This window comes from Achromobacter sp. LC458 (assembly GCF_001005835.2).
Lineage (GTDB): Bacteria > Pseudomonadota > Gammaproteobacteria > Burkholderiales > Burkholderiaceae_B > Achromobacter > Achromobacter spanius_B.
On sequence record NZ_LBHW02000006.1, the window covers coordinates 155,415 to 167,754 of the forward strand.

At 65.0% G+C, this 12,340-nt stretch carries 11 protein-coding genes; 3 read left to right on the forward strand and 8 right to left on the reverse strand.

Annotated elements, in window-relative coordinates:
* Window positions 1-148: 148 nt before the first annotated feature.
* The 3 genes from YH64_RS07465 (at window position 149) to YH64_RS07475 (ending at window position 3,376) form a co-directional block, all read left to right on the forward strand.
* Window positions 149-562: a DUF3302 domain-containing protein gene (locus YH64_RS07465; RefSeq protein ID WP_223264922.1), complete on the forward strand. Its 414-nt coding sequence runs from the start codon at window positions 149-151 to the stop codon at window positions 560-562.
* An 81-nt stretch (window positions 563-643) separates the two neighbouring features.
* A complete protein-coding gene (locus YH64_RS07470) occupies window positions 644-1,786 on the forward strand; it encodes an HlyD family secretion protein (RefSeq protein ID WP_046805324.1) in 1,143 nt (380 codons plus the stop codon).
* 12 nt (window positions 1,787-1,798) lie between these two features.
* Window positions 1,799-3,376 carry a TolC family protein gene (locus tag YH64_RS07475; protein WP_082134507.1) on the forward strand — a complete coding sequence of 526 codons (1,578 nt, stop codon included), beginning with the start codon at window positions 1,799-1,801 and terminating at the stop codon, window positions 3,374-3,376.
* On the opposite strand, the gene YH64_RS07480 is transcribed toward YH64_RS07475, so the two are convergent.
* From YH64_RS07480 to YH64_RS07515, 8 genes are all read right to left on the reverse strand, one after another.
* Window positions 3,267-3,728, reverse strand: coding sequence for a carboxymuconolactone decarboxylase family protein (locus YH64_RS07480; RefSeq protein WP_046805322.1), 462 nt, complete (start codon window positions 3,726-3,728; stop codon window positions 3,267-3,269). The two genes, YH64_RS07475 and YH64_RS07480, sit on opposite strands and share 110 nt — an antisense overlap.
* Before the next feature lie 68 nt (window positions 3,729-3,796).
* Entirely contained in the window at window positions 3,797-4,783 is a 987-nt protein-coding gene (locus YH64_RS07485) for a tripartite tricarboxylate transporter substrate binding protein (RefSeq protein WP_046805321.1), read from the reverse strand.
* 72 nt (window positions 4,784-4,855) lie between these two features.
* Complete coding sequence (locus YH64_RS07490) at window positions 4,856-5,860, reverse strand: cyclase family protein (RefSeq protein ID WP_046805320.1); 1,005 nt, start codon at window positions 5,858-5,860, stop codon at window positions 4,856-4,858.
* Between the two features lie 140 nt (window positions 5,861-6,000).
* Window positions 6,001-7,197: a polysaccharide lyase family 1 protein gene (locus tag YH64_RS07495; RefSeq protein ID WP_370512727.1), complete on the reverse strand. Its 1,197-nt coding sequence runs from the start codon at window positions 7,195-7,197 to the stop codon at window positions 6,001-6,003.
* Between the two features lie 24 nt (window positions 7,198-7,221).
* Complete coding sequence (locus tag YH64_RS07500) at window positions 7,222-9,126, reverse strand: Vi polysaccharide transport protein VexE (RefSeq protein ID WP_046805318.1); 1,905 nt, start codon at window positions 9,124-9,126, stop codon at window positions 7,222-7,224.
* Complete coding sequence (locus YH64_RS07505) at window positions 9,119-10,318, reverse strand: sugar ABC transporter (protein WP_240434022.1); 1,200 nt, start codon at window positions 10,316-10,318, stop codon at window positions 9,119-9,121. Before YH64_RS07505 ends, YH64_RS07500 begins: the two co-directional genes overlap by 8 nt.
* A complete protein-coding gene (locus YH64_RS07510; RefSeq protein WP_046805317.1) occupies window positions 10,272-10,988 on the reverse strand; it encodes an ATPase in 717 nt (238 codons plus the stop codon). The genes YH64_RS07505 and YH64_RS07510 overlap by 47 nt, the downstream gene beginning before the upstream one ends.
* A 9-nt stretch (window positions 10,989-10,997) precedes the next feature.
* On the reverse strand, window positions 10,998-12,338 hold the full coding sequence (locus YH64_RS07515; RefSeq protein WP_046805316.1) for an ABC transporter permease: 1,341 nt from the start codon (window positions 12,336-12,338) through the stop codon (window positions 10,998-11,000).
* Window positions 12,339-12,340: the final 2 nt, after the last annotated feature.

Below are 12,340 nucleotides of genomic sequence, written 5' to 3' on the forward strand. Positions count from 1 at the left end.
GTACCGACGACGTGGATCTGACAACATATTGCCGAAATTAGCATAGACACATGCTTGGGTCACTGGCGAAAATCAATTTGCTGTTTCGCAATAAGCCACCTTGGCAACGGTTGAGTTATTGGCATCCCATAGGGAAAAGGGGCGCGAAATGTCTTTAGCCCGTTCACGACATGGATTTGCCGTGGCCTTTGCCGTTGCCGCCGCAATGGCGCCGGGCACCGGGCACGCCGCGGCGGGCCATTGGGAAGACGCCATCGCCGACGTGCTGGTCTGGGTGGTGCTGGTTCTGGTGCCCATCCTGGCCGTCTGGATATTCTGGAAGCTGCACGTCCTGCCGGAAGTCATCGCCGAAAAGCGCCACCACCCGCAAGCCGAAGCCATCAAATCGCTGTGCCTTTTATCCCTGGCGTTCGGCGGCATGCTGTGGCCCTTTGCCTGGCTGTGGGCGCACACCAAGCCCATCGGTTATCAGATGGCGTATGGCCGCGACACGCACCATGAGGCGCCGGTCACCACGCCCGCCACCGATCTACCGCCCCCTCCATCCCGACCCGACGGTTGATGACCGGCGCGCCAAAGGGGTACGTGTCGCGTGGGCGTGTTTGCGCGACATGTGGATGCCGCACTTGTCCAGGAGGTTTGCATGCTTGAACTCATTGCTCTCTTCTACGGCGTGCTGGTGTGGCTGATCTTCATCAAGCTGAAGCTGCTGCCCTGGAATATTCAATCGCAGGTCGGCGTGGTGGCTGTGGGCGCGGCGGGCCTGACCGCACTTATTTTCATCATCAACGTCGTCACGCCTTCGTCCGCTGAATTGCGCGTGACCAACTACGTGGTCGAAGTCGTTCCCCGCGTGACCGGTCGCGTGGTTGAAATTGCCGTCGAAGGCAATCGACTGATCAAGAAGGGCGACGTGCTGCTGCGCCTGGACGACGAGCCCTATCGTTTGAAATTGCGGCAACTGGAAGCCAAGCTGATCGATGCGCAGGCCACGCAGCAATCGCTGGACCGGGATTTGTCCTCGGCCAAGGCGATGACGGCGGCGGCGTTGGCGCAGGTCGATCTGGCGCGCATGCGGCTGCGCCAAAGCACCGCGCTGGCCGCGCGCGGCGCCGGTAGTCAATACGACGTGCAGAGCTTTCAAAGCGAGCTAAAGGTACGCCAAGCCAACTGGGAAGCCGCGCGCGAAGCGGAACAGAAAATCCGCCTGAACATCGGCGCCATGTACGAAGGCGACCAGGCCGCCGTGGCGCAGGTGAAAGCCGAACTGGACACGGCCAAGTGGGAGCTGGCGCAAACCACGCTGTATGCCCCGGCGGACGGATACGCCATCAACCTGCAAGCGCGCGTGGGCTCGTATGCCGCCGCGATCCCCTTGCGGCCCATCATGTCGTTCGTTGAAACCTCGCAGCAGGTCATCGCGTTCTTCGATCAAAACCAACTGACCAAGGTCAAGCCGGGCGACGAGGTCGAGGTGTCCTTGCGCACCATCCCCGGCCGCGTGTTCAAAGGCAGCGTCGATTCCATTGTGTGGGCCACATCACAAGGCCAGTTCCAGGCGTCCGGCGCCTTGCCGGGCACCACGGCGGAAGGCGCCAGCGCCGCCGCGCCGATGCAATACGCGGTGCGCATAGACCTGCAAGCGCCCGAGGACATCATGTTTGCGATGGGCGCGCGAGGCAACGCCGCCATCTACACAGACAGCCTGCGCGCGCTGCATATGGTGCGCAAAGTCATCTTCCGCGTGTCGTCCAAACTGGACTACCTGGTTCTCAAGCTGCACTGACCGGCCTTGCCTATGTCCGCGCCCCTGACCCTTCTTTCCCGCGCGCTACCCCTGGCATGCATGGTCATGTTGATGGCCGGCTGCGCCAACCTGAACCGGCCGGCGGACGATGCCATGGTCAAGGACGCCATGGCCGGTACCGATGTGCCGGCGGCGTGGACGACCAGCGCGCAGGCTGCCGCGTTCGAGCCCGCGTGGGCGGGGTTTCCGCGGACAGGCACCTTGCAAGCGCTGATCGAGGAAGCGCTTGCCAACAATGTGGACCTGCGCGTGGCGGCCAGCCGGATGCAGCAGGCCGCGCACCAGGCGCGGCTGGCGGGCGCATCGTTGCTGCCCACGGTAGGCATTGGCGCACGCGCGGCCACGGACCCGACGCCGGGCAGTGCGTTTTCCGCCAACGGCTACGCCGTCCTGATGAACTGGGAGCTGGACCTGTGGGGCAGGGCAAGGGCCGAGAAACTGTCCGGCGAGGCGGGCTACCGGTCATCGGAAGCCGACTACGCCTACGCGCGCCAGTCCATCGGGGCATTGACCGCAAAAAGCTGGCTCGCGGCGCTGGAGGCAAGCGGGCAGCTTGCGCTGGCTCGCGAACTGGAAAGTGCAACAAGCGACCAGCTCAAGCTGATCCAATACCGTCGCAGTATCGGCCGGGTCGGTGAATTTGAAGTGGCGCAGTGGTCCGAGCAGGTGGCCGCGGCGGCGGACGTGGTGGCCCAGCGCGAACTGGCGCGGGTGCAAGCGCTGCGCGCGTTGGAATTGATGTTGGGACGCTACCCCGCCGGCGTCGCGCAGGCGGACGAAGCCATTCCCGATTCGCCCGCGCCGCTGGCGCCCGGCTTGCCGCTGGCGCTGCTGGACCGCAGGCCTGACCTGGTGGCCGCGCGCGAACGCCTCGTGGCGGCCTTTTTCGGCGCCGAGGAAGCCAAGGCAGCGCGCCTGCCCACCATTGCGATATTTGCCGGCGCGGGGCGCTTTACCAAAGACTATTCCGGCTTGGCCACCAGCATGCAAAGCTGGGTCTTCCCCGTGGGCGCCTCGTTGGCCTGGCCGCTATTTGACGCCGGCCGTCGCCAGATCACGCTCGAATTGCGCACGGAACAACAGCGGGAAGCGCTGGCGTTGTACGCGCGCGCCATCCTGGGCGCCATGGCCGAAGTGGAAAACGGCTTGACCGGCGAGCAGCAGCTGGCGATGCGAGAGCAATCGCTGCAACGCCAGTATTCCGAAAGCCGCCGCGCGCTGGCGTTGGCGCAGGTGCAACGCCAGATTGGCCAGTTTGACGACTTCGACGTATTGCAGCGCAAGCGCGACGCGCTGCGCGTGCAAAGCGACCTGATGCACGTGCGCGCCGAAAGGCTGGTGCAGCGCGTGAACCTGCATCTGGCGCTGGGCGGACGCTTCGAGTCGGATGCGCCGACGACCCCCGCGACGCCAGCGTCAACGCAAAGCAGCCCCGACGCCGATCAGGCCGCGTCGCACGCTACGGCTGCGAGCCCGCGCCAAACAGATCCGCTTGCCGGGGGTCCGCCGACGCCAGGTCATAGCCAATCCGCGCAGCCACCTCACGCAAAATATTCTGCGCCAGATTGAACGCCGTATTGGCCGCTGGCACGCCGGCGTAGACGGCATTTTGCAACAGCACTTCTTTCAACTCATCGGGCGTCAGGCGCGACTCATCCGGCGCGGTCAGCGCGGCGCGCACGTGCAGCTCGAATTCTTCCCAGCGGCCCAGCGACAGCGTCACGGCCAGCACCATCATGCGGCGCGCCTTGTGCGGCAAGCCCGGACGGCTCCAGATATCGTGCCACGCGTAACGCGTGATCATGTTCTGGTAGTCGGCGGTGAACGTGGTGGCGCGGTCCAGCGAACGCTGCACCCATTCGTCACCCAACACAGCGCGGCGGTTCGCCAGACCGCGCTCGAAGTCTTCTTCTCGGCTCATCGTGTGCTTCTCCCTGCAACGGGTTGACAAGGGAACGGGCCAACGCCGCGCCCGTTCCCGTCGGTGGATCAGTTCACCGTGATGTTATTGGCTTTCACGACCTCGGCCCAACGCACTTGCTCGGCGTCGACGAACTTGGCGAAGTCGGCCGCGCTGCTGCCCACGGGGGTCAGGCCCAGCTTGGCCAGCTTGTCGCGCGTTTCGGGACGCGCCAGCGCCTTTTGCACCAGGTCTTGCAGCTTGGCGACCACTTCCGGGCTGGAGCCGGCGGGCAGGAACAGGCCGTTCCATTCGACCACGTCAAAATTCTTGATGCCGGCTTCGCCGACCGTGGCCACATTGGGCAATTCCGGCATGCGCTTGGCCGAGGACACGGCCAGCGCCTTGAGCTTGCCGCCGCTGACGTAGTTCAGGCTGGATGCCGCGTTGGCGAAGTACACGTCTACCTGTCCGCCCATGACGTCCACGATGGCCGGCGCGCCGCCCTTGTAGGGCACGTGCACCACGTTCACGTCCGCATCCTTCTTGAGCAGTTCAGCAGCCATCTGCGCCAGGCTGCCGGGGCCGTACGAGGCAAAGGTGTACTTGCCGGGGTTGGCACGCGCGGCCTTGATGAAGTCGGGCAGGTTGTTGAACGCCGAGCCCGGCGCCGCCACCAGGATGTTGGGCACGCTGACCGCTTGCGAGACCGGCACGAAGTCCTTCTTCGCGTCGTAGGGCAGCTTGCGCAGCACCGGGTTGATCGAGAACGCGGACGCGTCGAACAGCACCGTGTAGCCGTCCGGCTTGGCGCGTGCCACGAAGGCCGCGCCGATCGAGCCGCTGGCGCCGCCCTTGTTTTCGATCACGACGCTTTGGCCGGCCACTTCGCTCATGCCCTGGGCGATGATGCGCGCGGCGTTGTCGGCGCCGCCGCCGGCGGAATACGGCACCACCATCGTGATGGGCTGCTCGGGATAGCCGGCGGCGTTGGCCGCGCCGACTGCGCCGACCAGGCCGATGGCCGCAACCAGCGGACGCAATGCGGCCAAGGCCGCGAAACGGGTCTTCTTCATGTGTGCTCCTCACAACTCCCCGACGGGGATATTCGATTGATGATGAATCGTTGCGCGATCCGCCTGACGGGGTCAGACGGTCGCGATGGGGTTGACCGGCGCGCCGACCAGACCGGGCACGTACATGGGTGCGGCGGTCAGGAAGAAAGCGTGTCGGCCATGCTGGCGCAACCAGTGCGCCAGCGGGGTCAGATGCCAGAGCTCGCCCAGTGGCAGGCCCAGCTTGAAGAGGCATTGTTCGTGCAAGGGCAGCAGCGGCCCGGGGCCTGCGTCCAGCTGATGGTTGCGCAGTTCCACGGCGTGGTTGTCCGCCGCGATGGCGGCAATGCGGCTGTCCTTGATCCAGGCCAGCAGTTGCGCGTCCGCGCCGTCCAGCACGCAGCAGCTGGTCTTGAGCCGTTCCTGTTCGTGCTCGCCCAGCGTCAACGCCAGGTCGGCCAGGCCAGTGTGCAGGCACAGCACGTCGCCGGGCCGCACTTGCACCGCGTCGGCCTCGATCACGTCCATGAGGTCGCGGTACGACACCTTGCGGTGTTCATCGCCAAAGCGGGCGCGCAGGTCAACCATCACGCCGCGCCCCTGGATGCCATGGCGCGCCATCGGCGCGATGGACAGGTCTTGCGTGCCGGTGAAGTTGTCGGGGGAAGGCTCGCTGACGGTAAAGCCGTTGTACCCGGTGGGCCGCGGCTGGCCCGTACCGTGGGCGTCATACATCGAGCCCACATGGCCCAGTGCGTCCCATTGCGTGGAGTACTGCGGCGACAGCGTAACGCGGTCGTCGCTGACGACGTCGGTGGCGCCGGGCACGTCCAGGCCCAGGGGATATCGGTACACCGGCACGCCGTTTTTCTCGGCGGGCTGGATCGACGGCCCCTTGCGGCGCGGGTTCAGCACGGGCGCGCGCGGCACTGTCAACGGCAAGCTGAGCGAAAACGAAATCCCGGTCTTGATTTCCGCGACGGCGGCCAGACGCGCCTGGCTGTCCAGGTGGTTCAGCGTGCCCAACTGGTCGTCGTGGCCGAAATCGCCCCAGTTCGAACCCTGCGGGCGGCGCAGGTATCGTGGTGTTTGACTCATGGTCACTGTCCCCTCGTCCTTGGCGGGACGAATTTGTAAACGTTGTTACGCTTATTGCAACACGTTGCGTCGCAATTTCAGGGGGACAACAAGCCGGGTGTATCTCAGAGTGGACAGTTTTTGTCGCGCAGCCTTGACGCCTATCCGCCGCAGCCAGACCCGGTTCTTGATGCAGGCAGGGGCGTATCGCCACCGGTGTTGCCGGCAAACTTGCGGATCTTGTCGGCCAATTCCGGCGTCGGGTGCTCGTAGCCGTAACAATACGGCGGCGTCGGGGCGGCATCGGGTCGGTAGTCCTGCAACACCGGCTTGGCATCGCCCAGGTACAGGTTGTCTTTCAGGCGCAGGAAGGCTTTGTAGTCGCGCGTGTAGCCGTGCTGCGACTTCAATTTTTCGTATGCGCCGCGATCCGACTCGCCGTTGTCCAGCGCGCTGCGTTTGGCGGCAATGGGAATGTAGTGGCAGTAATTGACGTTGACGCCTTCCACCGTGGGAAAGAATTCGGGCTCGACGCACTTGCGCTGCGCCGTGTTGTTGAAGATGTTGCCTTCGACCAGCGCCTTGGCCTCCAGGCTGAAACTCATGCCGTAGAAATCCCAGTCTTCAAGCAGGTTGTTGAACAGGTGGAACGTGCCGAACTGTCCGCGCGGATTGCGCTGCACGGTGTTGAAGAAATAGTTGTGATGCAGCGTCACGCGGGCGATCGAATCACGTTCGTAGTTCTGGAACAGATTCTTGGACGTGATGTTGTTCAGCAGCATGACCTTGTTCGAGTTATGGAACTTGGTCCATGAAATCGTCACGTCGGTGGACCCGTTCTTCACGTTCAGCAGCCGGTCCGACATGCGCGACAGATCCATATGGTCCACCCACACATCGCGGCTGCCATTGGCCACGTTCACGGCCTGCGTCAGCCGGTTCAGGCGGCCGTCGATGGTCAGGTGCGTCAGGATGACGTTCTGCACGCCGTACACGCCCAGCCCGTCGTCGATCAAGGCAACGCGCTTGCCGCGCCCGTCGATCGTCACGTTCGAGGGCACGCGCAGCTGCTTGTCCAGCACGATCGTCATATCGGATGCGAAGCGGATCCAGGTCGGGCCCTTCTTGGCTTGCGCCAGCGCGGCGCGCAAGGTGCCCGGCCCCGAATCCTGGTCGGACGTCACCTCGATGAACTTGCCGCCCAGGCCGCCCGTGGCCTTGGCGCCGTAGCCTTCGCGTTGAGACAGCAGCGATGAAACGAGCGGGCAGTGTTCGTCCGGGCTGGGGCAGGCTTCATTCGCGGCCGCCACCCCGCCTTGCAGCAGGGCCACGGCAAGCAGCCAACGCATCGTTTTCATTGCAGACTTCATCAAGGCTTGTTCCTATTGCTGCGCGGAGCGATCCGCGGACTGCACATGACGCCAGATGCCGCCGCTCAAGCGCAGATTTTCAGGGGGGCCGGCCACGTGTTCGCGCAACCGTTCGAAATACGCCTTCTGCCATCGCAGCGCGTAGGCATCGGCGTCTTCGCCGGGATTGGCCGCCGGCAGCATGGCCAGCGTGTACGTCACCTGGCCGTTTTCCCAACGCGGCGCGTAGAACACCGACGGCACGCCCATGCGATGCGCCAGGTGCGACGCAAAGGTGGAATACGTTACTTCCTGACCTTCGAAGGTGGTGCGGGGCGCGGCGGGATTCGCCGCGCCGTCGATGGCCAGGCACAGCACGAAGCCCGAGTTGATGGCGCGCATGCAGGCCTTGGCCACCTGCGCCTCGGTTTGATCGGCGGTGGAAATCAAGGCCGTGGCATAGCTGCTTTGGGCCACCGTGGGCGCGGTGGCGAGCCAGCGCGACGGAATGCCCAGAAGCTCCAGCGCCATCAGCCCGGCATACATGGGGCCGACGTGCGCGGTCGCCACCACCACGCCCTTGCCGGCCGCCAGCAGCGGCGCGAAAAAGCGCTCGCCGGTATCCAGTTCGCCCAGCAACTGCATGGCCTCTTCGACATCGTCTTCGCGGCATTCCAGCCAGTCGAACAGCAGATGGTCGATCATGTGGCCCCAGCGCGCGCGGCGTTCCCAATCCGCGCGGTCCGCATTGGCGTCGCCGCGCAGCGACCACGCCCAATCCAGCCGCGCCTGTGGAATCGGCGCCATGTGCAGCCGCTGCTCCATCTGCGCCATGGCGTCCTGGAAGGTCTTGGGCAGGTGTGCGCTGCGCGTGGCGACGTACTTCGTGTACAGCGCCTCGGCCTCTTGCTTGCGGCCCGCCTGCGACAGCGCGCCGATGGCCGAGCGCTGCCAGATCAGCTTGTCGGGAGACTTCTCGACCAGCTTCAACATCTGCTCGGCGGCCTTGTCGTACTCCAAGGTGTAGCGCAGCGCACGTGCATACAAAGCACGCGTCTGCTCCAGCTCGGGCGCCAGTTCAATGGCCTGCGCCAACGGCGCCGCGGCCTCCTTGTAGCGGCCGGCACGCAGCAGGGTTTCGCCGTACAGCGTCAACAGCCGCACGTCCGTGGGCGCGGCGGCCAGGCCCGCTTCAAAATGGGTCAGCGCGTGCACCTTGCGGTCATCCTCAGTCGCACGCCGCAGATGCGCCATGCCCAACGACGCGCGCAAGGCGGGGCTGTCGTGGCCAGCGTTCAGCGCCCGGTCGCCCAGTTCAATCGCCGCCTGGGCGCGCTCGTCTTCCAGCAATGCGCGCACGGCCATCGTGGCCACGCGTTCATTCGGCAGCTGCGCGGGGTCCAGGCTTGCCGCGATGTCGGCGGCCAGGGCCGTGTCGCCATTACGCGCAAAGGCCATCATCCAGGCATACGCCTCGGCGGGCTCGTCGCGCGCCATGGACACGGTGGCGCGTGCGACCTCGGCGGCTTCCGACACGCGGCCCGCCTGCACCCGCAATTGAATGCGTGCGGCGTGGTGCGATGCGTTGGCGGGCTCGATGCCGGCCGCGGCATCCACCTGGGCAATAGCGCGGTCCCACTGCTTGGTGCGGCCCAGCAGGCTGGCCAGCAGGCGGCGGTCATCGGCGCGGGCCGGGTACGCCGCAATCAGCGTTTCCAGGGCGGCAATGGCGGGCGCGAGCTTCGCTTCGCGCATCCAGGGCGCGACCAGCAGGCGGCGCACATCGCGCCAGCCCTCGTTCGTCTTCGCCAGCGCCGGGCCCAGTCTTGCCAACTGGCCGGCGGGTTCGTCGGCCGCCAGAATGTCGCGGATGACTTCGCGCAGCTGCGTGGTGGCGTCGGCCTGGGCGCGGCGTTCTTCAATAGCGGTATCAACCATGGCGCAGCCCCCGCAACAATGCCATTGCCACGCGCGACACAAACATCAGCACAAAGCCCAGCGCCAGCGCTTGCAGCAACAGGATGGCGGTACGCGGGCTGCTGGGGCGGTCCGTGGGCACCGGCTGCGCGATGATGGACAGATAGCGTTGCAGGCGCAGCGCGTCCGTCATCGCCTGTTGGTACGACTGCTGCGCCAGCGTCAGGTTGGAATCCGCGAACGCCTGGGTGTTACGCAGCGCCTCGTACGACTTGAGCTGCTTGGCTTCGGCATTGCCGTCGCCGCTGAGGCGACGACGCACCGACGCAATGCGCTTTTGCAACGCCACCACCTGCATCTGGGCGGGCTTGAGCATGAAGTGGTCCTTGTTTTCCAACGCGCGGATCTTGTCCAGATTGATCTGCGCGCTGCTCAGTTCGGTTTCCAGCTGGCTGGACAGGTTCAACAGCATGGCCACCGTGGCCGTCGGGTCGATGTTGCCGTGCGTGGTTCGCCACGCCGTCAAGGCTTCGCGCGCGGCCAGCGCCTTTTGCTCGGCCAGCCTGACCGACTCTTCGCTGACCTTCAGCTTGTCGGCCACGCCTTTCTCGTTCATCGAGCTGACGAATTCTTCGGCCAGGCCGATCAGCGCCTTGGACAGCATCGCGGCGTCTTCCGGCGAGAACGCGCTGACGCGCAGCACGTCGATCTGCTCCAGGGCGTTGAACGAGACATGTACCGCCGACTGATAGGCGCGGTACAGGTCGTCTTCGCTGGAATCTTCGGCCAGGTGGTTGAAGGGGTCGATACCCGTGTGGATCAGGTACTGGCGCAGGCCGACCTTCTTGTCCAGCTGTTGCATGGCATCACGCGATTTCAGGAAATCGCTGACCGCCCAGCCGTCGACAAAGCCGCCCAGCATGCCGCCCATGTTGCCCGTGGTCAGCAGGCTTGCCGCGCCCCCTCCGCCGCCTTGCTGGCCGGAACCCGACTGCACGAAAAAGCGCGATTCCGCTTCGTAGCGTGGGGTGGCGACGCACAGCACATAGACCAGCGCCAGCGCCACCGGCGCGATGACGATGAACGCGTTGATCCAGCGGTGGCGCCTGCGTTCGCGCAGCGCAGCCTGCCGTTCGCGACGGCGGCGTTCGATTTCGGAGCCGCCCTCAGATCCCGAGCTGGCTGTCTTCGAAGCCGCCTCCGAAGACGTCATCGCCGGTGCCGGAGTCGCTTCGAGATCGTCGCGGGGGGTATTTGCTGAGGCATTGGTCGAGGTCGTCTTCGATGCTGAGAGCGCTTCGTTCATAAATCAAGCCTTTGAGGCAGTAGTCCGCCATCTGGTTCTGGCGATAGCTAGAGAGAATGAGGGTCCGGCCGATCAACCGCTCTTCGAACAGGGCCAGCCAGAGCCGGGTGAACCGGCAGGGTTCGAAAGGGATGGCCCCTTCGATCACGTAAACGTCGAAAGCCGGCGCCAGCGCCAGGGCGAACGAGAATTCCTGCCGTGCGTAAAGCGGCCAATGTTCCATGGGTTTGGCCAGCACCTTGGGGTCGCTGATCAGGTCCGCGACCAGTTCGTGCGTGGCTTCGATATCGATTTCGTACATCTCGCAGACGAAGTCGATGATGGAAAGCCCGTTGGCCTTGCCCCGGATAAAACCTTGCCGCCCAATCGCCCACGACACATTGCCGTCGTGCTTGACGAAGCCCTGGCGCGGCGGCCGCAGATTGCACAACACGTCGACAATCTGGCGGTGCATCTCGGGCGTATGCGACAGCAGGGCGTAGCGCCCGACGGGTATGTCGAGCGTGGCGTTGGCCAGCAGCGGTTGCCGGCTGCCAAAGGCATAGGGTTCGTCAGTGACGCCATTCAGATGAATCATCTGGCCCCCTTACATCGGCTGGACATTGGGGCGTGCAAGACGCTCGGCCGCCAGGGCGACCACCATCATGAACACCAATGCCGTCAAGAAATAGCCCAGGCTGGCATCGTGGGAATCGTAGGCCGCGAAGTAAGCCGAACGCAGCAGCTGCATGCCGTGCGCGAACGGCGACCACAGAATCCATGGGCGCAGATGCTCGGGCAACTGCTCCGACACGAAGAACACGCTGGAGAATATCTGCAAGCCCCGTTCGATGACGGGCGCCAGGCGCAGGAAGAAATGCCAGAAGGTCGCGATTGACCCGAACAGCACGCCCATCGCCGAGCCGCAGCAGCCCATCAGCACCACGAAAAGAATGAAGCCCGCCCAACTTTCCGGCAGCGTGATGAGTCCCAGCGCGTGGCCCGCGCTGATCAGCACGGCGAACACCACCAGGTACACCGATACGTAGATCATCGCCTGCACCAGCGCGCACATCAGCGGGGTGACGCCCTGGAAGTTCAGCAGCCCGCGCGCCGAGATATAGGCGGTACTGCTTCGGAAAACGATCTGCCGGAACATGATCCATGTGGTGGCTCCCAACAGCGAAAACGTTTGCACGTCCATGCCAAGAATGAAGTGCGTGCCCATCAGGATGTACAGCGACGAGATCAACGTCAGCAGTACGACAGGGCCGACCAGCGCCCACAGCAGCGCGATGCGGCTTTCGCCGTGGATCACGCGCAGCTGATACACGAACAGCGCCATCAGCGTGCGCCCCACGGGCTGCCCACGGCCGGCACTGCCCGGATGGTGCCCTTCGTGCAGCACCTGCAAGCGCTGCCGCAGGATGGCAAGATCCGCGGCCTCGCCCTGCGGCAATTCGATTTCCAGCGCGATGTCGTTGCGCGACGCATGGCGGCGCGCATCGCGCGCCTCGTCCTGCTTGCGCCGTTCGACGCGCCGCGCGTGCGCCGCCGCCAGCCGTTCGTCTTCCGCGATCAGCTTGGCGGGCATGTAGCCCGACGCGAAGACATCCACGCCCGCGCGGATATCCGTTTCCAGCAGGCGCACGATCAGGCGCAGCCGCCGCCGTGAAAAATCGGCCAGCGTCTCGTCGACCTTGCCGCGCGCGATCTCCGCGTCCAGCTCGGCCTGCACCGCTTCGTACACCGCCCGGCGGGCGGCAACGGAATCGTGCGGCTCGCCCAGCAGCCGCGCAAGCAATGGCTTGAGCAGCACGCTGGGCGTGGCCTTGGCTTCAAACAGCGCGGCCGGGTCCAGGCGCCACGCATCGACGCCCGAACCCACCGCGTAGTTACTGTCCTTGCGGCGGTTACGCCACCCCTTGATCCGATCCTCGTTACTCATCG